This window comes from Streptomyces tibetensis (assembly GCF_007655005.1).
In the GTDB taxonomy this organism is placed as follows: Bacteria; Actinomycetota; Actinomycetes; order Streptomycetales; family Streptomycetaceae; genus Streptomyces; species Streptomyces tibetensis.
Window position 1 is genome coordinate 31,750 of sequence record NZ_SZVW01000001.1, and the last position, 25,782, is coordinate 57,531.

At 71.4% G+C, this 25,782-nt stretch carries 23 protein-coding genes; 10 read left to right on the forward strand and 13 right to left on the reverse strand.

The window, feature by feature from the left end; genetic code table 11:
- Nucleotides 1-153: 153 nt before the first annotated feature.
- From FDO69_RS00120 to FDO69_RS00145, 7 genes are all read right to left on the reverse strand, one after another.
- Nucleotides 154-1,746 (reverse strand): dipeptide ABC transporter ATP-binding protein, encoded by a 1,593-nt coding sequence (locus FDO69_RS00120; protein WP_104777515.1) that lies wholly within the window; start codon nt 1,744-1,746, stop codon nt 154-156.
- Nucleotides 1,743-2,741 (reverse strand): ABC transporter permease, encoded by a 999-nt coding sequence (locus tag FDO69_RS00125; protein WP_104777516.1) that lies wholly within the window; start codon nt 2,739-2,741, stop codon nt 1,743-1,745. Before FDO69_RS00125 ends, FDO69_RS00120 begins: the two co-directional genes overlap by 4 nt.
- Entirely contained in the window at nt 2,738-3,748 is a 1,011-nt protein-coding gene (locus FDO69_RS00130; RefSeq protein WP_104777517.1) for an ABC transporter permease, read from the reverse strand. Before FDO69_RS00130 ends, FDO69_RS00125 begins: the two co-directional genes overlap by 4 nt.
- A gap of 4 nt (nt 3,749-3,752) precedes the next feature.
- Nucleotides 3,753-5,471, reverse strand: a complete 1,719-nt coding sequence (locus FDO69_RS00135) for an ABC transporter substrate-binding protein (protein ID WP_104777518.1) — start codon at nt 5,469-5,471, stop codon at nt 3,753-3,755.
- Between the two features lie 169 nt (nt 5,472-5,640).
- A complete protein-coding gene (locus tag FDO69_RS42840) occupies nt 5,641-5,733 on the reverse strand; it encodes an Ms4533A family Cys-rich leader peptide (RefSeq protein WP_311774658.1) in 93 nt (30 codons plus the stop codon).
- 68 nt (nt 5,734-5,801) lie between these two features.
- The gene (locus tag FDO69_RS00140) at nt 5,802-7,412 is read right to left on the reverse strand and encodes a DUF3152 domain-containing protein (protein WP_104777519.1); all 1,611 of its coding nucleotides are present in this window, start codon (nt 7,410-7,412) and stop codon (nt 5,802-5,804) included.
- Between the two features lie 8 nt (nt 7,413-7,420).
- Nucleotides 7,421-8,467, reverse strand: coding sequence for an alpha/beta fold hydrolase (locus tag FDO69_RS00145; protein ID WP_104777520.1), 1,047 nt, complete (start codon nt 8,465-8,467; stop codon nt 7,421-7,423).
- Nucleotides 8,468-8,721: 254 nt separating this feature from the next.
- Between FDO69_RS00145 and FDO69_RS00150 the strand changes: the two genes are divergently transcribed.
- The 4 genes from FDO69_RS00150 to FDO69_RS00165 all read left to right on the forward strand — a co-directional run bounded on the left by FDO69_RS00150 (nt 8,722) and on the right by FDO69_RS00165 (nt 10,860).
- Nucleotides 8,722-8,946, forward strand: coding sequence for a hypothetical protein (locus tag FDO69_RS00150; RefSeq protein ID WP_104777521.1), 225 nt, complete (start codon nt 8,722-8,724; stop codon nt 8,944-8,946).
- A gap of 207 nt (nt 8,947-9,153) precedes the next feature.
- On the forward strand, nt 9,154-9,801 hold the full coding sequence (locus FDO69_RS00155) for a TetR/AcrR family transcriptional regulator (protein WP_104777884.1): 648 nt from the start codon (nt 9,154-9,156) through the stop codon (nt 9,799-9,801).
- A 134-nt stretch (nt 9,802-9,935) separates the two neighbouring features.
- A complete protein-coding gene (locus tag FDO69_RS00160) occupies nt 9,936-10,163 on the forward strand; it encodes a DUF3107 domain-containing protein (RefSeq protein WP_030854792.1) in 228 nt (75 codons plus the stop codon).
- A gap of 427 nt (nt 10,164-10,590) precedes the next feature.
- Nucleotides 10,591-10,860, forward strand: coding sequence for a hypothetical protein (locus FDO69_RS00165; RefSeq protein ID WP_104777522.1), 270 nt, complete (start codon nt 10,591-10,593; stop codon nt 10,858-10,860).
- Nucleotides 10,861-11,006: 146 nt separating this feature from the next.
- On the opposite strand, the gene FDO69_RS00170 is transcribed toward FDO69_RS00165, so the two are convergent.
- Nucleotides 11,007-11,756 (reverse strand): ferritin-like fold-containing protein, encoded by a 750-nt coding sequence (locus FDO69_RS00170; protein ID WP_097223187.1) that lies wholly within the window; start codon nt 11,754-11,756, stop codon nt 11,007-11,009.
- Between the two features lie 475 nt (nt 11,757-12,231).
- Between FDO69_RS00170 and FDO69_RS00180 the strand changes: the two genes are divergently transcribed.
- Together FDO69_RS00180 and FDO69_RS00185 are read left to right on the forward strand one after the other, a co-directional pair.
- On the forward strand, nt 12,232-14,970 hold the full coding sequence (locus tag FDO69_RS00180) for a DEAD/DEAH box helicase (RefSeq protein WP_104777524.1): 2,739 nt from the start codon (nt 12,232-12,234) through the stop codon (nt 14,968-14,970).
- Between the two features lie 187 nt (nt 14,971-15,157).
- Nucleotides 15,158-16,057, forward strand: coding sequence for an alpha/beta fold hydrolase (locus FDO69_RS00185; protein WP_104777525.1), 900 nt, complete (start codon nt 15,158-15,160; stop codon nt 16,055-16,057).
- Here FDO69_RS00185 and FDO69_RS00190 read toward each other — a convergent pair.
- Entirely contained in the window at nt 16,054-16,947 is an 894-nt protein-coding gene (locus FDO69_RS00190; RefSeq protein ID WP_167526491.1) for an NYN domain-containing protein, read from the reverse strand. The two genes, FDO69_RS00185 and FDO69_RS00190, sit on opposite strands and share 4 nt — an antisense overlap.
- Nucleotides 16,948-17,176: 229 nt before the next feature.
- Between FDO69_RS00190 and FDO69_RS00195 the strand changes: the two genes are divergently transcribed.
- The gene (locus FDO69_RS00195; protein ID WP_104777527.1) at nt 17,177-17,329 is read left to right on the forward strand and encodes a hypothetical protein; all 153 of its coding nucleotides are present in this window, start codon (nt 17,177-17,179) and stop codon (nt 17,327-17,329) included.
- 133 nt (nt 17,330-17,462) lie between these two features.
- Nucleotides 17,463-19,574, forward strand: coding sequence for a trypsin-like serine peptidase (locus FDO69_RS00200; protein WP_104777528.1), 2,112 nt, complete (start codon nt 17,463-17,465; stop codon nt 19,572-19,574).
- A gap of 9 nt (nt 19,575-19,583) precedes the next feature.
- Here the strand turns inward: FDO69_RS00200 and FDO69_RS00205 are convergent, their stop codons facing one another.
- From FDO69_RS00205 to FDO69_RS00215, 3 genes are all read right to left on the reverse strand, one after another.
- Complete coding sequence (locus tag FDO69_RS00205) at nt 19,584-20,189, reverse strand: MarC family protein (RefSeq protein ID WP_104777885.1); 606 nt, start codon at nt 20,187-20,189, stop codon at nt 19,584-19,586.
- Between the two features lie 171 nt (nt 20,190-20,360).
- A complete protein-coding gene (locus tag FDO69_RS00210) occupies nt 20,361-21,221 on the reverse strand; it encodes a PHP domain-containing protein (protein WP_104777529.1) in 861 nt (286 codons plus the stop codon).
- A gap of 303 nt (nt 21,222-21,524) precedes the next feature.
- Nucleotides 21,525-22,166, reverse strand: a complete 642-nt coding sequence (locus tag FDO69_RS00215; protein ID WP_104777530.1) for a DUF6758 family protein — start codon at nt 22,164-22,166, stop codon at nt 21,525-21,527.
- 160 nt (nt 22,167-22,326) lie between these two features.
- Here FDO69_RS00215 and FDO69_RS00220 point away from each other — a divergent pair, with 160 nt between their 5' ends.
- Nucleotides 22,327-23,589 carry an MFS transporter gene (locus tag FDO69_RS00220; protein WP_104777531.1) on the forward strand — a complete coding sequence of 421 codons (1,263 nt, stop codon included), beginning with the start codon at nt 22,327-22,329 and terminating at the stop codon, nt 23,587-23,589.
- A 30-nt stretch (nt 23,590-23,619) separates the two neighbouring features.
- Here the strand turns inward: FDO69_RS00220 and FDO69_RS00225 are convergent, their stop codons facing one another.
- On the reverse strand, nt 23,620-24,204 hold the full coding sequence (locus FDO69_RS00225; protein WP_104777532.1) for a suppressor of fused domain protein: 585 nt from the start codon (nt 24,202-24,204) through the stop codon (nt 23,620-23,622).
- Between the two features lie 456 nt (nt 24,205-24,660).
- On the opposite strand from FDO69_RS00225, the gene FDO69_RS00230 reads away from it, so the two are divergent.
- Nucleotides 24,661-25,776, forward strand: coding sequence for a magnesium and cobalt transport protein CorA (locus FDO69_RS00230; protein WP_104777533.1), 1,116 nt, complete (start codon nt 24,661-24,663; stop codon nt 25,774-25,776).
- Nucleotides 25,777-25,782: the final 6 nt, after the last annotated feature.

Below are 25,782 nucleotides of genomic sequence, written 5' to 3' on the forward strand. Positions count from 1 at the left end.
ACAAGGCGGTGGTGCGACGGACGGTTGTCCGTCGCACCACCAAAAGGGGTGAACGGTCGTAACTTTCCCGTGCGGGTCGCGTTCTGTCGCGCTAGGAGATCAAGCGGACACGGATCGTCATGTCACAGCCGACTCCCGACGCCGAACACGGCATCACGCCACGGCCAGCTCCCGACGTTCCGCCCTGCGTCGCGCGGCGGCCTGCGGATCGAGCGCCGGGACGGCGGCCAGCAACTGCCTGGTGTAGGGGTCGCGCGGCGACTCGTACACCTCCCCGACGGGCCCTTCCTCGACGACCCTGCCGCGCCGCATCACCGCGACCCGGTCGCTGACCTGGCGGACGACGGCCAGGTCGTGCGCGACGAAGACCAGCGCGAGCCCGAGTTCGCGCTGCAACTCCCCCAGCAGGTCGACCACGTGGGCCTGGGTGGTGACGTCGAGGGCCGAGACCGGCTCGTCGCAGACGATGACCCGTGGGTCGGCCGCGAGCGCCCGGGCGATGCCCACCCGCTGGCGCTGCCCGCCGCTGAACTCATGGGGATAACGGTCGTAATGCGCCGCTTCGAGCCCCACGCGCTCCAGCAGTTCGCCCACGCGCTCCCGGATGCGCCCCTCCTGCCGCTCACCTCGTGCGCGCAGCGGGTCGGCGATGGACTCGCCCACGCTGCGGCGGGGGTTGAGGGAGGAGACCGGGTCCTGGAAGACCATCTGCACGGCCGGGTTCACCCCGGTGTGCGGACGGCCCTCGAAGGTCAGCGATCCCGCCGTCGGCTCCAGCAGCCCGACGAGCATGCGCCCGAGGGTCGTCTTGCCGCTGCCGCTCTCGCCGACGACCCCGAGGGTCTCGCCGCGGCGCAGAACCAGCGACACCTCGTCCACGGCCGTGACCGCCCGCTTTCCGCGCCCGAACTCGCGCCGGAGGCCGGTCGCCTCCAGGACGACCTCCTCGGGGGCCGTCGAGGCCTTCCGGGGCGCGTCCAGGCGGGGGACGGCGGCCAGCAGTTCCCGGGTGTACGGCTGGGTCGGTGCGCCCAGCACGCCGGCGACCGGGCCGTGTTCGACCGCCCGGCCGTGCCGCATCACCAGCACCTCGTCGACGCTCTCGGCGGCGACACCGACGTCGTGCGTGACGAGCAGCAGGCCCATGCCGGTCTCCTCGCGCAGCGTGTGCAGCAGGTCCAGGACCTGGGCCTGGACCGTCACGTCGAGGGCGGTCGTCGGCTCGTCGGCGATCAGCAGCCGGGGTTCGCACGCGAGCGCCATGGCGATCAGGGCGCGCTGGCGCATGCCGCCGCTGAACTCGTGCGGCCGCGACCGGGACCGCCGGGCGGCGTCCGGGATGCCCACCCGGTCGAGGACCTCCACGGCACGCGCGCGTGCCGCCCGCCGGGACACGCGGGCGTGCACGCGGTACACCTCGGCGATCTGGTCGCCGATCGCGTAGTACGGGTCGAGGGAGGACAGCGGATCCTGGAACACCATGGCGGCCCGACCGCCGCGCAGCCTCCGCAGTTCCTCTTCGGAGGCGCGCTGCACGTCGGTGCCGGCCACCTCGACCGTGCCCTCGACCCGCGCGCCGGTGCCGCGGTGCAGACCGAGCAGCGCGGACGCCACCGTCGACTTGCCGGAGCCGGACTCGCCGACCAGGGCGAGGGCGGCACCCTCCTCCAGACGGAAGGAGAGTCCGTCGACGGCACGCAGCGCGCCGAACTCCACGCGCAGGCCCGTCACGTCGACCAGGCTCATGTCAGCACCACCCGTCGGTCGGCCACCGCGTACAGGACGTCCGCGACGGCGTTGGCGAAGACCACGAAGAATCCGATGACCAGGACCATGCCGACCACGACCGGCAGGTCGACGACGTTGACGGCATGGACGAGTTCCTGTCCGATGCCGGGCAGGCCGAAGAGCGTCTCGGTGAGCACCGCGCCGCCGATCGCCGACCCGACGTTGGTGGCGTTCAGAGCGATGACCGGGGCGAACGCGCCGCGCAGCGCGTGCCGCCCGACGATCGACCGTTCGCCGACGCCGTACGCGCGGAAGGTGCGGATGTGGTCCTCGGCCAGCGTCTCCAGCATCGAGGCCCGGGTCAGCCGGGCGAACGAAGCGGCCTCGATGAGGGCGAGCGACAACCAGGGCAGCACCAGGTTCCACGCCCACTGTTCGGGGTCGTCGCCGAGCGCCACGTACTGAGGGAAGGGCAGCAGTTGCAGCTCCCCGCAGACGACGATCATCAGGACCAGGCCGATGACGAAGACCGGGGTGGCCGTGCCGGCGAGGGTGATGCCGGTCAGCACCCGCTCGGAGATCCGGCCGCGCCGCCAGGCGGAGAGCACACCGGTGCCGACGCCGAGGATCAGCCAGATGACCATCGCCCCGCCCACCAGGGACAGACTGACCGGGAGCTTGGCGAGGATCAGCTGCGTGACCTGCTGGTCGCTCTGGTACGACAGGCCGAGGCAGGGAGCGGAGCAGTGCTGCACGGACGTGCCCGTCGAGTAGTCCTGCCCGGCGACGAGGCCTTGCAGGAAATGCCCGTACCGCACGAACAACGGGTCGTCGAGGTTCAGTTGCCGGGCCACCTGGTGCACCTGTTCCGGGGAGCAGCGCGGACCGCAGGTGATCTGGGCGACGTTGCCGGGGGTGGCGTAGAAGACGACGTAGACGATCACCGAGATGGCGAACAGGGTGACGGCGGCGCCGACGGCGCGGCGCAGGACGAAGCCGGTGAGGCCGTTCATGCCGTGCCTCCCTCGTCCGCCTTGGACTCCCGCCTGCGTCCCGTCCCGACGCGCAGCCGGGAGGCCGCGCGCGGGTCGAGGGCGGTGCGGATCCCGTCGCCGAGGACCGTGAGGGCGAGCACCGTGACGAACAGGGCGCCCGCGGGCAGCAGCAGATACTGCGGGGCGGCCTGGTACCAGACGTCGGCGCTGGTGAGCATCTGGCCCCAGGAGGGCGTCGGCGGCTTCACACCCACGCCGAGGAAGGACAGCGCGGCCTCGACGGTGATGTTCATCGGGACGAGCAGCGCGGCGTATGTGATGACGGGCGCGGCGATCCCGGGCAGGAGCTCGCGGCGGGCGATGCTCCAGGTGCCCCAGCCGCTGAGCCGGGCGGCGGCGACGTGGTCGAGTTCCTTGAGGGTGAGCGTCTGCGCCCGCACGATCCGGGCGATGGTGCCCCAGCTGATCAGGCCGATGACGAGTGCGACGAGCACGGGCCGCGGGAAGCTCGACGGCACGATCGCGAGCAGCGCAAGCGACATGATCATGAGCGGCATGGCGACGATGACGTCCGTGAACCGGCTCAGCAGTTGATCAACCCATGGCTTCCCGAGTGCGGCCGCGACGCCCACGGTGATCCCGAGGGCTACCTGCACGACCGTCGCGGCCAGGGCGACGCCCAGGGACACGCGTGCGCCGTACACCAGCCGGGCGAACAGGTCCCGGCCGGTCTGCGGTTCGACGCCGAACCAGTGGTCGGCGCTCGTACCGCCGAGGGACCCGATGGGCACGCCGCCGCGCGCGGAGTCCACCAGGGAGGGGTGGTAGGTGGTCGGGTCCTGGCCTTCCAGGGCGGTGAGCAGCGGCGCGGCGAGCGCGACCAGGACGAGCAGCGCGACGAGGGCGGCCGCGACGAGGGCGGCGCGCTGCGTGCGCAGCCGCCGCCAGAACTGACGGGCCCCGGAGGCGGCCGGGACGATGGTGTCCGTCCCGGCCGCCTCGGTGGCGAGAAGTGCCTCACTCACGGCGTCACTTCACCGCGACCTGGGAGATGTCCAGCACGCCGGTCCAGTCGCTGATCACGACGTTCCTGACGTCCTTGCCGACCAGTCGCTTGTAGACGGGGTGGAACAGGGGCACCGTCAGGGCCTGCTCACCGATCTTCTTGTCCAGTGCACCCCACCTCTTGGCGGCCTGGTCAAGATCCGTCAACTTGTTGATCGCGTCAATCTCGGCATTGACCGACTTGTCGTTCAGCAGGCCCGTGTTGAAGTTCGCACCGTCCTTGACGATCTGCCGGCCGTCGAAGATCGGGGCGAGGAACGGCCCACCCGAGGGCCAGTCGGCGCCCCAGTGGGCGAGGAAGAAGCCGGGCTCGGACTTCACGTTGTGGATCTTGTCCGAGTAGTCGTTGTCCTCCAGCCCCTGCAGCTTGACCGTGATGCCGGCCTTCTTGAGCGCGTCCTGGACGGCGGTGGCGATCTCGGGGCTGGTCTCGAAGTCCTTGGCGTTGGAGTGCGTCAGCGTGACGGTGAGGCCGTTCGCGTGACCGGCCTGCTTCAGCAGTTCCTCGGCCTTGGCCGGGTCACCGGCCTTGCCCGCCGGGAAGAGGTCGTACGGCGTGTAGCCGAAGGACTTCTGGGCCGGCAGGAAGGTGGTGGCGGGCTCGGCCAGCGCGGACCCGCCCGCGGCGTTCACCACGGACGACCGGTCGATGGCGTAGGAGATGGCCTGCCGCACCTTGGGGTCGTCGAACGGCTTGACGGTCGGGTTGAACGCGATGTAGTCGGTGTAGCCGAAGTGCCCGGTGCCGACGCGGGAGGCAAGGTCCTTGTCTCCGGTGACCTTGGCCAGTTCGGCCGGGCCGAGGTTGGTGTCCGTGGTGACCGCGGCGGCGTCCGCGCCCTGGGACGCGGACAGCCGCTGATTGATCACGGACGAGTCGAGCCCGGACCGCACGTCGATCTTGTCCGGGTAGGCCTTGCGTTCGGCGTCGGTCGCGGCGGACCAGTGCGGGTTGCGCTCCAAGGTCACCCGCTCACCGTCGTTCTCGTTCCGCACGACCCTGTACGGCCCGGAGGAGACCGGGTGCTCCTCGTACTTGGTGCCCGTGTCCTTGCTCTTCGGGACGGGCGCGAACTGCGTCTGCGTGGCCAGGTACGGGAACTCGCCCTCGGGCTTGTTCAGGTGGAAGACGATGGTCCGCTCGTCCGGCGTCTCGATCGCGTCGAGGCCCCTCTTGTCCTTGTACGGGCCCTGGTAGTCGGCCGCGCCGACCAGCCAGTCCCGCAGGTAGGGGGCGCCGCCGGACAGCTCGGGGGCGAAGGAGCGCTCGATGCCGTACTTGATGTCGGCCGAGGTGATCGGGGTGCCGTCCTCGTACTTCAGGCCCTTCTTCAGGGTGTACGTCCACACGGTCGCGTTCTTGCTGGGACGCCCGGTGTCGGTGGCGAGGTCGGGCACGACCTTCGCTCCGGCGGCGCCGTTCTCGCGGTTGCGGGTGGTGAGCGTACGGAAGACCAGGGACGGGACGTTGCCGCCGCCGGAGGTGTAGAGGCGGGCCGGGTCGAAGTCCTGCTGCGGGTCGGCGTTCAGCACAGTGAGCGTGCCGCCCTTGTGAGGCGTGGAGTCACCGCCGGCGCCCTTGGCATCGTTGTCCTTCGGCCCGCAGGCGGCGGCACCCGCGGCCAAAACCAGGCTGACGGATGCCGCGGCCACGCGGCGCGCTGTGACGGACGGTTGGCGCATCGGAATGACGACCTCTCGGAAAGGGGCCCCGGATCACGAGTTCTCGTATCGCGAGACGAAAAGACGAAGGGTGAGACGAAAGAAGACAGACGTCTGCCCGGCGCCGAGCCGTCGGAAAAACCGTGACGACGTCACGGGGAGGATGAGCGACGCGCGCCGGGGGCGGGCGTCAGCAACAGTGAATGTCGGCCACGCAGAGCGGGGTCACGCCGATGAGCGCCAGCTCGATGGCTGCGCGAACGGAGACGTGACGGGGCGACATGCCCAGAAATATGAACGAACTTTCCGAGCATGTCAACGCGAGCCGCGCCACACCCCCTGAGGCCCCTGTCAACTCCCGGGGTAGGGCCAGGGGTTGGCGCGACAGTGGATGCCGTCATGGTCGAGGAACTTCGTCTGCTGCTGCATGACCGGGGCCAGGTCCCCGTCCTTGTCGCAGGTGACGTGGTTGTGGCCGAGGCGGTGGCCGACCTCGTGGTTGATCAGCATCTGCCGGTAGGCGTGGATCTTGCTGTCGCCGTAGGTCTCCGAGCCCTGCGCCCACCGATAGGCGTTGATCATCACGCGCTCGGTCGCCGCCGAGTCGCAGGAGACGTTGTCCTCGGTGGTGTCCAGGCCCGATTTGGCACACCAGTCGGCGGTCGTGCCGGGGCTGGCGAGGGTGATCACGAAGTCGGGCTTGCCGGAGTAGATCCGCTCGAAGGTGCGCGCGCCGTTGTGGGCCCAGCTGCGCTGGTCGTTGAGCGTCTTGTGCACGGCCTCGGCGAACAGCGCGCCGTCGAGCCCGAGGCCCTGCTCCACGTCCACGCGGTAGGTGAACTTCTGTCCGGCACCCGGCGCCTTGGCGATACCGGCGACCGCGTCGAACCTCCCGGAGCCCTTGAGAGTGGGGCCGAGCGGATACGTCCTGCCCATCTTCTCGTCGTACGTCAGCAGCTTGGCCTGGGGAGCGGGCGCCCGGCCGTCCGCTCGGGACGCGGGGTCCCGGACGTCACGGGCCTGGTCGGTGGCGGACTGCGACTGCACGCCGGCTGCGCCGTGGTCGTCGGCGACCTGCCCGGCGACGATGACGGCCAGCACGGTGGTGACGGCCGCGGCCGCGATGCCGGTGAAGGTTCGGCCCTTGCCGCCCCTGCCCGGCGCGGGCGTGCCGGTGGGCCCCGCGTCGTCATGACCGGACCCGGAGTCGGCAGGGCTGCCGACACTCCAGTCCGTGACGGAGGCGTAGGCGTCCGCGGCATGCGCGGAGGCGGGCGTACGGGGCGCGAAAACGTCGTCCTCCTCGTCGACGAAGGCGTCGATGTAGTCCTGCCGCGGCCCGGGCACGGATGCCCGACGCTGCCGCGGTATGGGTACGCCGACACCGGCGGTCCCTCCGCCGGTACCCCTCGACTCACCCCAGCCGCCCCCGGCTTCGCGCTGCTCGGGATGCCCGCCGCGGGCTTGCGGGAAGCCGTGCGCGGGGGTGCCGTCCGGCAACCGGGAAACGCCTTGCGCGTCAGTCCCGTGGGGCAACCGGGGAACACCCCTCGCCGCGCTCCCGTCGGCCCGCCTCGGAACGCCGAGCGACGGAGCACCCTCGGCAAGGCGGGGTACTCCGTGTACCGGCGTGCCGTCGGGCAGGCGTGGCATGCCCTGGGCCGGTGTGCCGTCGGGGTGCCAGCCATCGGGCAGGCGCGGCATCCCGTGCGGCGGGGTGCCGTGCGGCGGCGTTGCGTCCGGCGGCGCGGGCCTCGGCCCCGGCACCCTGCGCGAGCCCTGCGACGGCCCGCCACCCTGCGGTGCGCCGGGCGGCGCGGACCTGGCTCCCCGGTCGGTGTCCGGCGCCTGGCCCTGGGCCGGCCTCTGGCCCTGTGCGGCACCGGTCCGGCCGTCCCGTGCTGCGGTCGTGTCCGCGCTGTCGTCCCTGACGACCGGTCCGCGGCGGCTGTGGCGTCCCACGTCGCGCCTCAGCCCCCGATGCTCTCGTTGGTTCCTGCTCCCTCGCCGGCGGCGCCCCCGGCGTCCGTCCGGCCGGCCCGCGCCGCTTTCTGCGCGCCCAACTCGCCTGCGTCCGCGAGCAGTTCCCGAAACGACATGGCCACGGTCTCCGGGTACTCCATCATCGCCACATGGCCCGCATCGGGCAACGTCACCATCCGGGAGCCCCGGAAGGCCCGGGCCGCCTTGTGGGCCATGCGGAAGCCGACGAGCTGGTCGCGGCCGCCGTAGACGAGCAGGGTCGGCGCGAGGACTCGTTCCGCCTGACGCCACAGCCCCTGCTGGCCGCCCAGAGTGTAGGCGTTGACGATCCCGCGCGCGGAGCGCGCCATCGCGTCCCAGAAGTACGGCAGCCGCAGCCGCCGCTCCATCTCCTGCACGGCGTTGCGGAATCCTTCCGGCGTCACCCGCCCTGGGTCCCCGTAACACAGCGCCATCACGCCACGGACCCGCTGCTCCGCCGTCCACTGACGGGTGAGCCGGGTGAAGAGCAGGGCTACACCGGGCACCGCCAGCAGCCCCGTGGGCACGGCGGTGCGCTGCACTCGGATTTCCGGCAGAGCGGGCGACACAAGCGTCAGCGTACGGACCAAATCGGGTCGAACCGCGGCGACACGGGTGGCGATGGCGCCGCCGAGCGAGTTCCCGAACAGGTGCACGGGACCGCGCCCCGAGGCTTCGAGGTAGCGGATGACCGCGCGCGCGTGCCCCGTGACGGAGTAGTTGCCGTCGTCCGGTGGCGGGGAGTCGCCGAAACCGGGCAGGTCGAGGGCCTCGCCGTCGACGGAGTCGTCCAGCAGGGCCATCAGCGCCGACCAGTTCTGCGAGGAACCGCCGAGCCCGTGCACGAACAGGGCGGGAGGCAGCCCCTCGCGCGCCGGAGGCCTCGACCGCATCGTGAGCGTGACGCCGGGCAGCTCGACCGACCTCAGCCGCTCGCCCTCCGCGACCCGGACGGTCCCCACCTTGGGCAGCACATTGGCGGGCGGCACGAACGGCAGCTCGGTCGAAGACATGCGGCAATGTTACGAGACGATCACGCAGTGGCTCATGTGTTCGCCTGTGTTCGCCGTCACAGGAATCGGGCAGTTGAGGACGCGGAAGAACAGGCACCCGGCCACGCGGGGCAGCAGTCGGCGGGCGCAGCACTGCGTCACGTCGCGGACGCGGATCGCATAGCGTCCGGATCGGGTGTCTCCTAGGCTCGTACAGAGGGCACCCGCGTGTAGCCCCTGCATTCCCAGGGACGTTCGTAGGAAGGGAGCCCAGCATGGCCGTAGACCCCACCGACCCGGAGACGTTCGAGGTCGAGGATGCGCCGCAGGCGCAGGAGTTCGACGTCGAGGCACCCGAGGTCGACGCGGCCGAGCAGCAGGCGGACATCGCGCCGGACCGCGACGACCCGCTGACCGGCGTCGACCCGGACCGCGCCAACGAGGCGGACCTGGTGGAGCAGGCCCGGATCGTCTCGCTCGACGAGGACGACTATCGGTGACGCTCGCCGCCGACGGGCGACGAACCGCTCCACATAGCAGGAAAGAGGCAGCTTTTTGCCCGCTCTGACCCTGTTTGAAACCGTCGCAACCGCTTTCGCATCCGTCCGGTCCGTGAAATTCTGCGCTCTCACCGCGCACACCACGGTTACCGAAAAGTACGATGGCGACGCGGCCAGATCCGCATGTGGACGACTATGGGAGGCGGCGTGACAGCCATCGAGCAGACAGAGGCGGTTCGCCCACGGGGCACACGCCTGCCACGCCGTGCCCGACGGAACCAGCTCCTGGGTGCAGCCCAGGAAGTCTTCGTGGCCCAGGGCTACCACGCCGCCGCGATGGACGACATCGCGGAGCGTGCGGGCGTCAGCAAGCCGGTGCTCTACCAGCACTTCCCGGGCAAGCTCGACCTCTACCTCGCGCTGCTGGACCAGCACTGCGAGTCGCTCATCCAGGCCGTACGGAACGCGCTTGCGTCGACGACCGACAACAAGCAGCGCGTGCGGGCGACGATGGACGCCTACTTCGCCTACGTCGAGGACGACGGCGGTGCCTTCCGCCTGGTCTTCGAGTCGGACCTGACGAACGAGCCCGCCGTGCGCGAGCGCGTCGACAAGGTCACGAACGAGTGCGCGGAGGCGATCTGCGACGTCATCGCCGAGGACACCGGCCTGTCGCGCCCGGAGTCGATGCTGCTCGCCTCGGGCCTGGGCGGCCTCGCCCAGGTGGTGGCGCGGTCCTGGCTGCACAGCGACCGCAGCGTGCCCCGGGACCAGGCCGTACAGCTGCTCACCTCGCTGGCATGGCGCGGTATCGCGGGCTTCCCGCTGCACGGCATGGACCAGCCGCAGCACTGACAGGCGCCTTTGTTCCCGCCCGATGTTCGCTCGTGGCGTTCTCGGGCGGAGCCTGTACGTCCCCTCACCGGGCTAATGTGTGCTGCGTACAGCGCGGAAGGTCGCGCAACACTGACCGTCGGAGGGACATAGCCGTGGAGGTCAAGATCGGCGTGCAGCACGCGCCCCGCGAGATCGTTCTGGAGAGCGGTCAGACTGCCGAGGAGGTCGAGCGCGTGGTCGCCGAGGCACTGGCCGGGAAGTCGCAGCTGCTGAGCCTCGTGGACGAGCACGGCCGCAAGCTCCTCGTCCCGGCCGACCGTCTCGCCTACGTCGAGATCGGTGAGCCGGCCCCGCGCAAGGTGGGTTTCGGAGCGCTGTAGGCGCACGCGTGGAGCGGGGCGGGACGGCTTCGGCCGACCCGCCCCGTTTGCGTTGCCGCCGAGCGTCACGCTTGCGAACGACCGAGCGGGAGGCCACGTTGCGTTGCCGCCGACCCGCCCCGCTTGCACTCGTGCCACCAGCTCCCGCCGGCGCTGGTCCCGACCCGTCCCGCTTGCACGACTGCCGGCAGCTCCCGCCTGCGTGGGTCCCGACCCGTCCCGCTTGCATTGGTGCCGGTCCACCCCGTTTGCGTCGCCCTGCCTCGGACACCCATCTCGCGTAGCCCTCGGCTCGCCCTTGCGGCGCACCGGTTCCTCCACGGATGGCACACAAGTCGCCCACAGGGGTGGATTGGATTCCGCAGGTCAGGGGTAAGACGGGCTACGACCGATTTGGGCAGGCCGGCCGTGTGGGAGGGACCCCGACATGCTCCTGGAAGCGCTGAGTTCCGCGATCCTCGGCCTGGCTCTGGCGTGGGCGGCCGCACACCGCCTGCCGCACCGTCTCCCGGCCCGCTCCATGGTGCTGTCGACCGGAGTCGCCGGCGCCCTCTTCGGGGCGTTCGTCATGCACAGCGCACTGGAGGCCGGACATGTGCTGCTCGTCCTGCTCGGCGCGGTGATCGTCTCGGTGGCCTCGCTGTCGCTGCTGCTGCGCCCCGCGGGAAGACTGCGCCGCCGATCGGCGACCGCGTGAGGAGTCGCCGGTGGTGGCGCCTGTGAGGACGCGGATCGGCCAGAGGGCGACTGGGCCCCGTCCGGCCGGATCCTCCCGGCGTCGCGGGGCCCGGGTCGGCTGAGAGGCGCAGCGCCCCACAGCCGGCCCGCTTCGGACGGCAGGCCCTAGGCGGCCAGCCCCAGGGCGGCCATCCGCTTGGTGTGGGCCTCGGTGATCCGGGAGAACATCTTGCCGACCTCGGCGAGGTCGAAGCCGTCCGCGACACCGCCCACCAGCATGGTCGACAGCGCGTCCCGGTCGGCCACCACCCGCTGGGACTGCGACAGGGCCTCGCCCATCAGCCGCCGGGCCCACAGCGCGAGCCGCCCGCCCACGCGCGGGTCGGCGTCGATCGCGGCCCGCACCTTCTCCACGGCGAAGCCGCCGTGCCCCGTGTCGTCGAGCACGGCCAGCACCAGGTCACGCGAGTCGGAGTCCAGCCGGGCGGCGACCTCCCGGTAGAAGTCGCTGGCGATGGAGTCGCCCACGTAGGCCTTGACGAGGCCCTCCAGCCAGTCCGAGGGGGCCGTCTGCTTGTGGAACCCGTCGTACGCGGCGACGAACGGCTCCATCGCCCGCGTCGGCTCCTCCCCGATCTCGGCCAGCCGGTCGTGCAGCCTCTCGAAGTGGTGGAACTCCGCCGACGCCATCTTCGCCAGCTCCGCCTTGTCCGCCAGTGTCGGCGCCAGTTTGGCGTCCTCCGCGAGCCGCTCGAACGCCGCCAGTTCCCCGTAGGCGAGCGCACCGAGCAGATCCACGACCGCGGCGCGGTACTGCGGGTCGGCGGAGGCCGTCGCCCAGTCCCGGGCGGCGACTGAGGTGGGTTCGGCGGCGGCGGTGTCCGAGGCGTTCTCAGGCTTGTCAGAGCTCGTCATGAAGCGCACAATAACCCGCTTGCCGGGAGGCGTAAGGCCCTGGTCAATCACTGTGACGACGACTACGTGACCGAATCGGCCATCGCATGTGCGCGATTCCGGGGTATGGTGGTAATGCGCCTGCTGGTACGTTGACGTACCTCGACAGGCCGCACGTATGAGGATGCCCGGTCGGTGGCCCGATCGGCTCCGACCCGACAGCCCTCCCCGGCCGTCCGCCACAGTGCGGACGAGACCAGGAGGGGGACACCCTCAGCGGCACGAGCGCTAGAGCGTCGGCGCGGTCCCGTGCTCTACGGTCCGCCCGTAGGCAGCCGACGTCCCCAGCACGGTCTGACACGACCCCGCGCTCGCCTCGCGCCGCCCACACAGAAGAGGCAGCACCCTGACTACGTTCCGAGAGCTCGGAATCCTTCCCGAGACCGCCGAGGCCCTCGAGGCCGTCGGCATCATCACCCCCTTCCCCATCCAGGAGATGACGCTCCCCGTGGCCCTGTCGGGCAAGGACGTCATCGGTCAGGCCAAGACCGGCACCGGCAAGACGCTGGGCTTCGGCCTCCCGCTCCTCGAGCGCGTCACCGTTCCCGCCGACGTGGAGGCCGGGCGCGCCGAGCCCGAGGACCTCACCGAGGCCCCGCAGGCGCTCGTCGTCGTCCCCACGCGCGAGCTGTGCACACAGGTCACCAACGACCTGCTGACCGCGGGCAAGGTCCGCAACGTGCGCGTCCTCGCCATCTACGGCGGCCGGGCCTACGAGCCCCAGGTCGAGGCCCTGAAGAAGGGCGTCGACGTGGTCGTCGGCACCCCGGGCCGGCTGCTCGACCTCGCCGGGCAGAAGAAGCTGAACCTGAAGCACGTCAAGTCCCTGGTCCTCGACGAGGCCGACGAGATGCTCGACCTGGGCTTCCTGCCCGACGTCGAGAAGATCATCAACATGCTGCCGGTGCGGCGCCAGACCATGCTGTTCTCGGCCACCATGCCGGGCGCGGTCATCGGCCTCGCCCGCCGCTACATGTCGCAGCCCACGCACATCAGCGCCACGTCGCCGGACGACGCGGGCGCGACGGTCGCGAACACCAAGCAGTACATCTACCGCGCGCACAACATGGACAAGCCCGAAATGGTCGCGCGCATCCTCCAGGCCGAGGGCCGCGGGCTGGCCATGGTCTTCTGCCGCACCAAGCGCACGGCGGCCGACCTCGCCGACCAGCTGAAGCAGCGCGGGTTCGCCTCCGGCGCGGTCCACGGCGATCTCGGCCAGGGCGCCCGCGAGCAGGCGTTGCGCGCCTTCCGCAACGGCAAGGTGGACGTGCTCGTCTGCACTGACGTCGCCGCCCGCGGCATCGACGTCGAGGGCGTCACGCACGTCATCAACTACCAGTCGCCGGAAGAGGAGAAGACGTACCTGCACCGCATCGGCCGTACGGGCCGCGCAGGTGCGAAGGGCATCGCGATCACGCTCGTCGACTGGGACGACATCCCGCGCTGGCAGCTGATCAACAAGGCGCTGGAGCTGGACTTCAACGACCCGCCGGAGACGTACTCCACGTCCCCGCACCTCTTCTCCGACCTCGGCATCCCCGAGGGCACCAAGGGCGTTCTGCCGCGCTCGGAGCGTACGCGCGCTGGGCTGGACGCGGAGGAGCTGGAGGACGTCGGCGAGCCGGGCGGCCGCGGGCCGCGCGGACGCGGCGACCGAGGCGGCCGAGGGGGCCGCGGCGACCGGGACGAGTCCCGTTCGGCCGACCGCGAGCAGTCGTCGCGTACGCCGCGTCGCCGCCGCCGTACCCGTGGCGGGGCCACGGCGGACGGGGCGCCGGAGTCCACCGGCGCCATCGCACCGGGTACCACGACCACCGACGGCGCCGCCGAGGCGGACGCCGTGACGACTCCGCGCACCCCGCGCCGCCGTCGCCGCACCCGCGGCGGGGCCCAGTCCCAGCCGGCTCCGGTCGCGGCGGTCGAGTCCGCCGCGTCCGAGCAGGCGGAGAGCGCCGTCGCGACGGCGGAGGGCACGGCCACGGAGGCCACCGAGACGGCCGCGAAGCCGCGCCGGCGCCGCACGCGCCGTTCGGAGACGCCGGTCGTGGAGACCGAGGCCGCGGTCACGCCGTCGGTCGCGGAGCCGGCGGTCGTCGCGGAGCCGGCGGTCGTCGCCGAGACTCCCGCCGCCGCGGATGCCGCACAGCCCGAGGCCGCCGCCAAGCCGCGCCGCCGCACCCGCAAGGCCACGGCGGCGTCCGCGGCCGAGTCGGCGCTCGACACGGCCGAGGGGACCACCGGGTCCACGCCTGAGCCGGCGGAGAGCAAGCCGCGCCGCGCCCGCAAGACGACCGCGAAGGCGGAGGCGAGCGTCGACACGGCCGAGGGGGTCACCGAGCCCGCTCCGGAGCCGACCGAGGCGAAGCCGCGTCGCACCCGCAAGAGGGCCGTGGCGGCGCCGGGCGCGGAGGACGCCGTCGAGGCGGCCGAGGCCAAGCCCAGGCGTACGCGCAAGGCGGCGGCTGCGGCCGAAGCCGCCGTCGACACGGCGGAGGCCGCCGAGGCCAAGCCGCGCCGCCGCACCCGCAAGACCGCCGAGACCGCGGGCGAGGCCACGGCAACGGCTGCGGCCCCGGCCGAGGTTTCCGAGGTCGCGCAGACCAAGCCGCGTCGCACCCGCAAGGCCGCCGCTCCGGCGGAGGAAGCAGTAGACACGGCCGAGGGCGCGGAGGCCAAGCCGCGCCGCCGGACCCGTAAGGCCACCGAGCCGGCCGCGGCTGTCGCCGAGATCCCGGCCCAGACGGCCCAGGAGCCGGAGGCCGCCGAGGCCAAGCCGCGCCGGACGCGGAAGACCGCCACTGCCGTCCCGGACGCGGAGACCGTCGAGGCGAAGCCGCGCCGCACGCGCAAGACGGCTGCCGCGACCCCGGACGCGGAGGCCGTCGAAGCCAAGCCGCGTCGGACCCGGAAGACGGCAGCGGCCGAGGTCGCGGTCGACACGGCCGAGGGTACGGAGGCCAAGCCGCGCCGCCGCGCCCGCAAGGCCGCCGAGCCGGCCGAGATCCCCGCGCAGGCGGATCAGGAGCCGGAGACCGCCCAGGTCAAGCCGCGCCGCGCGCGCAAGACGGCAGCGGCCGCCACGGCCGCCACTGCCGAGGACGCGACGGAGCCGAAGCCCAGGGTGCGCCGCACCCGCAAGGCCACGGCCACCGCGGAGCCGACGGAGGGCTGACACGCTCCTCCACGACGGCCCGGCCCCCTTCACAGGGAGCCGGGCCGTCGGCGTTCACCCGGGCGACAGGGTCACCCCCACACTCGAAGCCACCACGCACCCCCAAAGCCCAGCCCTCCAGCAGGAGCCCGGCCGCCCACCTTTCGCCCGGGGCACACGGTCGGCCGCACCCGCTACCCTCGCCCCCGTGAGCAGCCACCCCACCTTCCCTCCGCCCCCGGGCGCCCGCGCCTACCCCCTGCGCACCTCACGCGGCGAGTTCGCCGTCGTCGACTCGTCGCCGAAGCCGGGTGCGGAGGTCAGGGGAGTCGCCCTGATGCTGCCCGGGTTCACCGGGAGCAAGGAGGACTTCAGGCTCCTCCACGAGCCGCTCGCGGAGCGGGGATACCGGGTCGTCGCCGTGGACGGGCGGGGGCAGCACGAGTCGGAGGGGCCCCTGAACGACGAGTCGGCCTACTCCCAGCGGGAACTGGCGCGGGACGTGCTCGCACAGGCCGAGGCGCTGGGCGAACCCGTGCACCTCGTGGGGCACTCGCTCGGCGGGCAGATCGCCCGTGCGGCCGTGCTGCTCGACCACTCCCCCTTCGTCTCGTTCACCCTGGTCTCGTCCGGCCCGGCGGAGATCTCCGTCTCCCAGCAGCAGCGAGTGAAGCTCCTGCGGGACGCGCTCGCGGTGCTGTCGATGGCGCAGGTGTGGGAGGCCATCCAGGCCATGGGGGCGCCGGAAGAGGTCGGCGGACCGGCTCGCGGCCTCGGTGACCAGGACCAGTTGCGCCGCCGCTGGCTGGGCCACAGCCCTGCCCAACTGCTCGCGACGGGGCGTCAGTTGTGCACCGAGCCGGACCGCGTGGCCGAACTCGCCGCGGTCCCGCTGCCCTTCCACGTGCTGTCGGGCGCGCACGACGACACCTGGCCGGTGGCGATCCTCGACGACATGGCCCTGCGGTTGGACGCGCGCCGCACGGTCGTCACGGGAGCCGAGCACTCCCCCAACGCCGACCGGCCCCTGCCGACGGCCCACGCCCTCGCGGACTTCTGGGACGACCTCGGAGAGGGCCGGTTCCCGGCGGCTCCCGGGACGGACTAGTACTGCGTCCGCAGGTGCTCCCAGAAGCCGTCCCGCAGCGCCCGCCGCAGGTCCGCCTGGCCGCGCAGCGAGTACTGCAGGAGGCCCTCCGCCTCCACCAGCAGGTCCTGGTCGACCGAGCCCGGCAGGTACGGGTGCCCGGGCAGCAGCTCGACCAGCGTGTCCCGGCCGCGTGCCGCCAGCCACTTCGCCGCGATCTGCGCACCCACGAACCGCACGGCCTCGCGGGTGGGCCGTTCCGCCGCCGTCTCGTGGGCGGAGGCGGTGCGGCGGGAGACGTACGGCTTGAAGAAGTCGAGGTCGAGGGTGCGCTGGCTGTCGACCTCCCAGAGCAGGGGCTCCGCCTGGTTGCGGCCCTCCGGCGCCTCGATGCCCCAGAGGTGGACCCGGGCGCCGTACCCCTGGGCCGCCTCCACCGCCGAGACGAGGTCCTCGTCGCCGCCGAGCAGCGCCGCGTCGCTGATGGCCCGGTGCCGGGCGAGGGACTCCAGGTCGGAGCGGATGAGTGAGTCGACGCCCTTCTGCTGGTTGTTGGCGTTGAGGTTGCCGAGCCGCACCTTGACATCCGGCAGTTCCGCGATGGTCTGCTGGTCGGCCGTGTGGATGCGGCGCCGGGCGCCGTCGTACCAGTAGACCCGCAGCAGCCGGCTGTCCGCGAAGATCGTGCGGGCCTTGTCGATGAGCGCGTCGATCAACCCCTCCGCGTCCACGTCGAAGGCGCGGCGGTCCTCCGTGCCTGCGACGAGGCGGCCGGCGGCGGCGTACAGATACCCGGCATCGACGAAGATCGCGTGGGTCGAGGGCGTCTTCGCCACCTCGGCGAGCATGCGCTGGAGCAGCTCGTTGGTGCGGTCGATGCGGGCACTGAGGGCCGCGAGGTCGTCGTTCATCGCCTCCATTGTCCCGGCGGTCACGCTGCGAACACAACCGGTCCCGGTCGGTCCCGTAACGACACTCTTACGACTCAGTAATTAGCCGTTCGAAAAATTTCCTTAGCGTAGGGAATGTTTGAACCATGCACCCCTGTTGACCCTTATGGAACACCGAGCGCCGCAGCCTGGTGGGCCACTCACTCAAGTAGTTCTCCTCAGGAGGATGACCAGACGAAGGGAGAAGCCCTTGCGCTTCGAAATCATGCGACTCGACGACGTCGACGGCACACCTGTGGACTCGACCGTTGTGGACGCCGCCTCCGTCAACCGCATCGTTCAGCAGGCCGCCTCCATCGGGCAGCGCCTGTGGATCCGCCCGGCCGAGACCACGGCCTCATAACGCGCGCACATCTCCCACGCTTCGGAGCCCCCGCCCGGCATCAGCCGGGCGGGGGCTCCGCTGTTGCGGACCTCCCTGGTCGGGGGCGTACTGGCTGAGGGGGACAGTGCGAACCAGAACAGGACGGTGGGACATGTCGGTGACGGACCGGCCGCACAGGGAACTGCACCAGCAGGCCGCAGCCGAGGCCGCGCGGCGCTACGAGGACTCCACCGCGGAGCGCGAGCGGGTCGAGGGCCGGCTGGCGGCCGGGGTCCGCTTCCCGGACTCCCCCGACGCGCTGGCCGTCCGCGCCGACCGGATCCTCGACCGGGGCGGCCTGTCGCCCTCGGCGGTGGTGGCCGACATCCACCGCGAGGCCATGGATCTGCCCGACGCCAACGAGCGGATCATCGACCTGTCCAACGAGCTCCAGGCCTGGAGCTTTCTGCCGCGCGGGGTCAGGGCCGGGGCCACGGTCGCCCGGATCACCCTGCGGCGCGACGGCCGCGAGCTGCCGCACGGCACCGGCTTCCTGGTCTCGCCGCGGCTGCTGATGACCAACCACCACGTCCTGCCCGACGAGAGCTTCGCCCGGACCTGCTTCGCGGAGTTCAACGCCCAGGTCACGGCGGACAACCTGCCCGACACCGTCGTCCGGATGGAGCTCGACCCGCAGACCTTCTTCGCCGCGGACCGGCGGCTCGACTTCGCCCTCGTGGCGCTGGCGCCCACCGGAGACGGCCCCGCGCCGGGCGAGATCTTCGGCTGGAACCGGCTGAGTGTGCAGACCGGCAAGCTGGTGCTCGGCGAGAAGGTGAACATCATCGGCCATCCCTCAGGGCGGTTGAAGGAGATCGCGTTGCGGGACAACGCCGTGCTGGTCCGCCTCGACGACTTCGTGCACTACACGACCGACACCGAACCGGGGAACTCCGGCTCCCCCGTCTTCAACGACCAGTGGGAGGTCGTGGCGCTGCACCACAGCGGCGTGCCGAAGAAGGACGACCAGGGCCGGGTCCTGCGCAAGGACGGCAGGCCCTGGCAGCAGGGCGACGGCGACGACGCCATCGAGTGGGTCGCCAACGAGGGCGTTCGGATCAGCTCGATCCTCAAGCACCTGGCGGGGCTGGACCTCGGCCCGGGGCGGCGTGCCCTGCTGGCCGAGATGGGCCCGGACACCGGCCTGGACCAGGCCATGACCACGGCGCCGGCCCTCCCCGCTGCGGCCCCCGGGGCACCACCCGAGAGGACGACCGCGGTACCGGGCCTCACGACCCCGCCGGCGCCCGGGGTTCCGGTGACGGTCCCCATGACCGAGAGCGAGACCGAAACCCAGCGGCCCAGGGTCGGGCTGCGGGCCCGCAGTACCGCCTTCGGCGGCCACCGGCACCTGGTCTTCCTGCACGGCCGGGACCAGCAGGAGAAGTTCCCCGACGATCTCCGCCGCACCTGGACGGCCGGGCTGAACCGCGGACTCACGCTCGCCTCCCTGCCCCCGCTCGACCCGGAGGACGTGTGGTTCCCGTTCTACGGCACGCGACTGCACGACCTCGTGAGCGGCCGGGAGAGCACGGCCGAGCCCATCGGCCTGGACCGGGTGAGCGCCGCCGCTGCCGCCGAGGTGTTCGCAGCGGAATCACCCACGGGCTCCTACGAGCGGCTGCTCTACGAGGCGGCCGCCCGGGCCGGCATGCCACAGAACGGGCCGGCGGCCACGGAGGGCTTCGGTGCGGGCCTGGTCGGGGTGCTGCACCGGCCGCTGAGCTGGCTGGCCGCCCGGTCGGACCTGGACGAGTGGACCATCGCCACATTTCTGCGGGACGTCGACCTGTACCTCGGTGACGGCGCCGTGCGGCAGGCGGTGCTGGACAGCGTGATGGAGACGATGCCCACCAGCGGCGAGCTGGTGCTGGTCACGCACAGCCTGGGCACGGTCGTGGGCATGGACCTCCTGACCCGGATCCCCGACGGCCTCGACCCCGTCCTGCTGGTCACCGCGGGCAGCCCGCTCGGCCTCGACGGCGTCAACGAACGGCTGCTGACTCGCGGCCCGCACCAGCCGCCCCGGGTGCGTGACTGGGTGAACGTCTGGTGCCCCACCGACGCCGTCGCCATCGGTTGCCCCCTGGCGGACGACCGCTGGGGGAAGCTCACCCAGCTGGCCGTCTCCAATGGCCGCGACCGCGCGCACAAGATCGACGAGTACCTCGGCCACCCCGGGCCGGCCCGGGAGATCCGCGGTGTCCTGCCCCAGCAGGCCTGAAGCCGGCCCTCAGCTCTGCTGGATCACCTGCGTGACACCGTTGATGATCTGCTGCACGGCGATCGCGGAGAGCATCATGCCGGCCAGGCGGGTCACCAGGACCACACCGCCGTCCTTGATGATCCGGATGATCACCAGCGAGTAGCGCATCACCAGCCACAGCACGACGTGGATGGCGAGGATGGCCGCCCACACGGACACCTGCGTGGCGATGCTGTGGGCCTTCTGCACGGCGAGGATGACCGACACGATCGCCCCGGGTCCGGCCAGCAGCGGCATGCCCAGTGGCACCAGGGCGACGTTGACGTCCTTGGTCTGCTTCGGCTCGTCGGTCTTGCCGGTGAGCAGGTCCAGCGCGATCAGGAGAAGCAGCAGGCCGCCCGCGATCATCAGCGCGGGCACGGACACGTGCAGATAGTTCAGGATCTGGTGCCCGAGGAGCCCGAACACGGTGATCACACCGCCGGCGACGCAGACGGCCTGGAAGGCCATCCGCTTCTGCACCTTGCCGGGCCGGCCCGCGGTGAGGGCGAGGAAGATCGGTGTGATCCCCGGGGGATCCATGATGACGAAGAGGGTCAGGAACAGGGAGCCGAAGACGGCGACGTCGAACATGAGGGTGATGGCCTTGCGGTAAGGGTGGAGCGGCGGAGCACGGCGTACCGGGACCGCTGTGGGCAGGCGTTCCGTCGGGGGTCCCCGCATGCCCTTGAGGCACTGGGGGTGGAACGGGTGGGCACGGCGAACAGCGCCGAGTGCCTGAAGAAGACCTGGAGCGGGAAGGGCTCAGGCGGCCCCGCCGGCCCCCGGCACGGGAAACGCCCCGAAGGCCCGTCGCGTGATCTCCCCGTACACCTCGGGATCCGTCGTGTACTCCCCGAGCACGCAGGTCTTGCGGCTGCCGTGGTAGTCCGAGGACCCGGTCACGAGCAGCCCGAGCTCCTTGGCCAGACCCCGCAGCCGCGCCCGCGTGTCCGCGTCGTGGTCCATGTGGTCGACCTCGACGCCATCCAGCCCGGCCGCGGCCATCTCGGCGATGGCGGCCTCCGGCACCGTGAGCCCCCGCTTGCTCGCCCCGGGGTGCGCGAACACCGCGACCCCGCCCGCGCCCTTGATCAGGCGGATGGCCTCGAAGGGGTCGGTCTCGTGCTTCTCCACGAAGACCCGGCCGCCGTCGGCCAGCCAGTCCTGCGTGAAGGCGTCGTTCACCGTCGGCACGACACCCAGCTCGACGAGCGCGCTCGCCACGTGCGGGCGCCCGACGGACCCGTCTCCGGCGATCCGCGCCACCTGTTCCCAGGTCACCGGCACGCCGAGCTCCTGAAGCTTGGCGATCATGCCCTGGGCGCGCGGTACCCGGTCGTCCCGGACCAGCTCCCGCTCGGCGAGCAGCGCCGGCTCCTCGGCGTCGAAGAGGTAGGCCAGCATGTGCATGCTGATGCCGTCGATCCGGCAGGAGAGCTCTGCCCCGGTCACCAGCGTGACGCCCTGGGGCAGCGCGGCGATCGCCTCCGCATGCCCGCGCGTGGTGTCGTGATCGGTGAGCGCGACGACGTCGAGCCCGGTCACGGCGGCTTTGCGCACCAGCTCGGCGGGCGAGTCCGTGCCGTCGGAAGCGGTGGAGTGGGTGTGCAGATCGATGCGCACGACACGAGCTCCAGACACAGACGGCACGAACAGGGCTGCTCAAGGATAACCGCATTTTCAACGCCCGATGTCACACCTGAACCCGGCACGCGCCCCCTACATCACGGGCCTCAGGGCGGCACACGGAACCGCCCGACCCCGAAGGGGCGCGGGGAACTACCCGACCCCGAAGGGGCGCGGGGAACCGCCCGACCCCGAAGGGGCGCGGGGAACCGCCCGACCCCGAAGGGGCGCGGGGAACCGCGCGACCGGCCACAAGAAGTGCGCGGCGCCGACGCACCCGACCTCCCGCCCCCGGAGGCACTACGGCTGAAGCAGACGCGGGGACAACGCCCCACAAGGCACCAGCTCCACCTCGGCCCCCGCCTCCCGGAGATCCGCCAGCACCAGTTCGTCGTACATCAGCAGCCCGGACTGCTCGGGCCACACCACGGCCCACAGCCACATCCCGAGCGCCTCTCCCGCGAACACCGCCCGGTCGCCGGGCGCCCCGGCCACGTGCCACAGCGGCGTGGGGCGCCCGGCGGCCAGCACCTTGGCCTGCGGCGGCTTCTCGACGTCCATGTGCGGCCCCGGGTCGGGGCCGTCCATGCCCGCATAGCGCGCCCCGAGCCCGACCCCGAGCTCCTCGGCCACCAGGATCAGCTCGCCCATCCCGCCGAGCGGCCCGGGCCCCGTGCAGGCCACTGCGGTCGCGCGGCCGCCGGTGCGGTCGTCCCCCGCGCAGGCCACCCCCGTGAACAACCACCCCACCGGCAGCGGCCAGGGCATCCACAGCGGCACCCGGGTGCGGTGCACCACGACGTCGAGGGCGTCGACGCTGGGCGGTATCACGGGCTGCACCGGATGAACGGTGCCGTGCACATCGCACTGCCACGAGTCGGAGAAGAGGCCGGGAGCCCTGACCCGGCCACCACACTTCGGGCAACTGGGTTCGCCCCTCATAGGGCCCCACGGTCCTACCCGCGCCCCGCCGCGTCAAGGACGATCACCCATCCGGACGGAACCCTTCACCGCCCACACTAGATGTAGTTTGCATTAATTAGCTTGGCTAACTTAGTATGTGCATATACCAACTATCTCGTCTCTGGAAAGGGAGCAAGCAATGGACTCCTTCGACGCCGGAGCGGGCGGCCTCCTGAAGCAGCCCAAGTCCGTGTGGGCGACCGCCGGGGCCTCGGTCGTCGCCTTCATGGGCATCGGGCTCGTCGATCCGATCCTGCCGTCCATCGCCCAGGGCCTCGACGCCACGGCCGGCCAGGTCTCCCTGCTCTTCACCTCGTACTTCCTCATCACCGCCGTCGCGATGCTGGTGACCGGATTCGTCTCCAGCCGGATCGGCGGGAAGAAGACACTGCTGCTCGGCCTCGCGTTCGTCGTGGTGTTCGCCGGGCTCGCGGGCACCTCCGGATCCGTCGACGAACTGGTCGGATTCCGGGCCGGATGGGGCCTGGGCAACGCGCTGTTCGTCTCGACGGCCCTCGCGGTCATCGTCGGTGCGGCGGCCGGCGGCAGCGCCGCGGCGATCCTGCTGTACGAGTCGGCCCTCGGTCTCGGCATGGCCTGCGGCCCGCTGCTGGGCGCCCTGCTCGGCGACGCCAGCTGGCGCTACCCGTTCTTCGGCACCGCGTTCCTGATGGCCGTCGGCTTCCTGTGCATCACGGTGTTCCTTAAGGAGCAGCCGAAGCCGGCCCGCAAGACCTCGCTGCTGGACCCGCTCAAGGCCCTCGGCCACGGCGGCCTCGCCTCCGCGGCGGTCTCGGCGTTCTTCTACAACTACACGTTCTTCACCGTGCTGGCCTTCACGCCGTTCGTGCTGAACATGAGCCCGTACCGGTCGGGTGCGGTGTTCTTCGCATGGGGTGTGCTGCTCGCCGTCTTCTCGGTGATCGTCGCGCCCCGGCTCCAGAAGCGGTTCGGCTCACTGAAGGTGCTCGGCGGTTCACTGGTCCTGCTCGCGGCCGACGTCCTGGTGCTCGGTTACGGCTCCCACACGGCCGCCGTGGTCTGCACGATCCTGTCCGGCGCCTTCATCGGCGTGAACAACACCGTCTACACCGAACTGGCCCTCGGCGTCTCGGACGCGCCCCGGCCGGTGGCGAGCGCGGGCTACAACTTCGTGCGCTGGTTCGCGGCGGCGGCAGCCCCTTACTTCGCGCCGAAGATCGAGGAGTGGACCGACATCCACATCCCGTTCGTGGTGGCGGCGATCACCGCGGTCGTGGGCGCGGCCGTGGTCGTCGTACGGCGCAAGGCCCTCACACTCCCCCAAGCTCTCGACTCCGCTCGAGCAGGGGGGACCCCCACCGCGGAGGAGTTGGAGCCGAAGCACGCGACCGAGGACAGTGTCACCGTGTTCGCCAACTGACGCCGTACAGCCCGGCGTTGGTGACCTTGCTCACTCCAGCGGGACGGACTTCCGGGAAGGATCCCGGAGGTCCGTCCCCTGGTTCAGCCACCGCTCCTGAAGCGCCTGCGCGCCGTGCACCCGCTTCCAGGCGGCCTCGTTCGGGGTCATCGGCAGCAGCGGCAGGAACCGCACGGGGTCGAGGGGCTCGTCGAGCTCCAGGTCCTCGACCAGACCGCCCGGCTCGGCGACCAGGACCGAGCTGAACGGGGCGCCCGGCCACAGCGGCTCACCGACGTCGAGGGACGCTCCGGGGGCCACGACCAGGCCCTCCACCTGCGGAGACGCGGCGAGCACGGCGAGCGGCCGGAGCACCTTGTCCGTGTCGGCGAGACCGGAGCGGACCGAGAGGACCAGCTCGGCGCGCGGACCCTTGACCGGGTCGGCGACCACCGCCGTGGGGTCCGTCATCGGGTGCGCGGACATGCCCAGCGAGGCGTAGCGGACGATGCCGCCCTCCTGGAAGCGGAGCACCTCGATGCGGTCCGTACCGAGGAAGGTGACCGCCGCGCGCGCGTCCGGTTCGCCCAGCGCGCTGCGCAACCGGGCTTCGACCAGAGGGAGAACATCTGCCATGCGGCGAGCATAGAACTCGCCAGTAGCGGGCAAAGCAGCACCTTGACAGTTGTGCCGGCTGCTACTCTTGCCCGGTGGTTCGGGGCAGCACGCAGAAGCGTCGCGATCAAGCCCTGACGCCGAAGGAACTCCCTTACGAGGGACCGGCCGGAGGAGGTGGGGCTGCAATGGATCGAAGTCGACCGTGCAGTAGCACCACGCTCTCCCGCCGCTGATGTAGCTGCTCTGTCTCTGGCTGCCACCTCTCGCACTCGCTTCACCGCGGAAGAGCGCTTCGTTTCGTTTTTCCTGATCTGCCTCAGTAGCTGAATCAGTAACGAAGCTCGCCACCGCGACGGTGCGGTGCTCCCCGCTTTGTGGACGTGCCAAACATCCGCAGTCACAACGTCCTCATTCCGGGTAGTTCCACCCGTCGTCGCCGGCGCCTTTCGTTGCCCGCCCGCGAAGGAGCCCGCCATGTCGATGATCCGCGACCTGCGCGCCGTGGTCCGTCCGTCCCGTGTCTCGCTGCGCAAGGACAGTGGCACCTACGACGCCACCCGCAGCCCGGCGACGGCCACCGCCGTCGTCGACTGCGCCGTCTACCGGGACGGTCGCCGCATCGAGACCGAGACCGCCCTGACCCCGCACGAGGCGGTGCGCCTGGCGCGCCGTGACGGGGGCTTCGTGTGGATCGGCCTGCACGAGCCGACCGAGGCCGAATTCTCCGGCATCGCCAGTGAGTTCGGGCTGCACCCGCTGGCCGTGGAGGACGCCGTCCAGGCCCACCAGCGGCCCAAGCTGGAGCGCTACGACGACTCCCTCTTCACCGTGTTCAAGACCATCCACTACGTCGAGCACGACCAGCTCGACGCCAACAGCGAGGTCGTCGAGTCCGGCGAGGTCATGTGCTTCACCGGACGGGACTTCTTCATCACCGTCCGGCACGGCGGGCAGGGCTCCCTGCGGGCCCTCAGGCACCGCCTGCAGGACGACCCCGAGCTGCTGGCCAAGGGCCCCTCGGCCGTGCTGCACGCGATCGCGGACCACGTCGTCGACGGGTACATCGCCGTCGCCGACGCGGTGCAGGACGACATCGACGAGGTCGAGACCGAGGTGTTCTCCCCGGGGCGCAAGGGCTCGCCGCGCGGTTCCGACGCCGGCCGGATCTACCAACTCAAGCGCGAGGTGCTGGAGTTCAAGCGGGCCGTGTCGCCGCTGCTGCGGCCCATGCAACTGCTGAGCGAGCGGCCCATGCGGCTGGTCGACCCGGACATCCAGAAGTACTTCCGGGACGTCGCCGACCACCTGGCCCGCGTCCAGGAGCAGGTCCTCGGCTTCGACGAGCTGCTCAACTCCATCCTCCAGGCCAACCTGGCGCAGGCATCCGTCGCCCAGAACGAGGACATGCGGAAGATCACCTCGTGGGCCGCGATCATCGCCGTGCCGACCATGGTGTGCGGCGTGTACGGCATGAACTTCGACCACATGCCGGAGCTGCACTGGCGCTACGGCTACCCGGTGATCCTGGGCTTCACCGTGGTCGTCTGCCTCGGCATCCACCGCACGCTGAAGCGGAACGGGTGGCTGTGAGCGGCC

Coding starts and splice junctions, on each gene's coding strand:
- FDO69_RS00145 (WP_104777520.1), bottom strand. CDS start 8,467: ATGTCTTCGACCGAGCTGCCGTTCGTGCCGCCCGCCAATGTGCTGCCC.
- FDO69_RS00125 (WP_104777516.1), bottom strand. CDS start 2,741: ATGAACGGCCTCACCGGCTTCGTCCTGCGCCGCGCCGTCGGCGCCGCC.
- FDO69_RS00135 (WP_104777518.1), bottom strand. CDS start 5,471: ATGCGCCAACCGTCCGTCACAGCGCGCCGCGTGGCCGCGGCATCCGTC.
- FDO69_RS00120 (WP_104777515.1), bottom strand. CDS start 1,746: ATGAGCCTGGTCGACGTGACGGGCCTGCGCGTGGAGTTCGGCGCGCTG.
- FDO69_RS00165 (WP_104777522.1), top strand. CDS start 10,591: ATGCTCCTGGAAGCGCTGAGTTCCGCGATCCTCGGCCTGGCTCTGGCG.
- FDO69_RS00215 (WP_104777530.1), bottom strand. CDS start 22,166: ATGAGGGGCGAACCCAGTTGCCCGAAGTGTGGTGGCCGGGTCAGGGCT.
- FDO69_RS00150 (WP_104777521.1), top strand. CDS start 8,722: ATGGCCGTAGACCCCACCGACCCGGAGACGTTCGAGGTCGAGGATGCG.
- FDO69_RS00170 (WP_097223187.1), bottom strand. CDS start 11,756: ATGACGAGCTCTGACAAGCCTGAGAACGCCTCGGACACCGCCGCCGCC.
- FDO69_RS00180 (WP_104777524.1), top strand. CDS start 12,232: ATGACGCTCCCCGTGGCCCTGTCGGGCAAGGACGTCATCGGTCAGGCC.
- FDO69_RS00220 (WP_104777531.1), top strand. CDS start 22,327: ATGGACTCCTTCGACGCCGGAGCGGGCGGCCTCCTGAAGCAGCCCAAG.
- FDO69_RS42840 (WP_311774658.1), bottom strand. CDS start 5,733: ATGTCGCCCCGTCACGTCTCCGTTCGCGCAGCCATCGAGCTGGCGCTC.
- FDO69_RS00225 (WP_104777532.1), bottom strand. CDS start 24,204: ATGGCAGATGTTCTCCCTCTGGTCGAAGCCCGGTTGCGCAGCGCGCTG.
- FDO69_RS00200 (WP_104777528.1), top strand. CDS start 17,463: ATGTCGGTGACGGACCGGCCGCACAGGGAACTGCACCAGCAGGCCGCA.
- FDO69_RS00230 (WP_104777533.1), top strand. CDS start 24,661: ATGTCGATGATCCGCGACCTGCGCGCCGTGGTCCGTCCGTCCCGTGTC.
- FDO69_RS00205 (WP_104777885.1), bottom strand. CDS start 20,189: ATGTTCGACGTCGCCGTCTTCGGCTCCCTGTTCCTGACCCTCTTCGTC.
- FDO69_RS00190 (WP_167526491.1), bottom strand. CDS start 16,947: ATGAACGACGACCTCGCGGCCCTCAGTGCCCGCATCGACCGCACCAAC.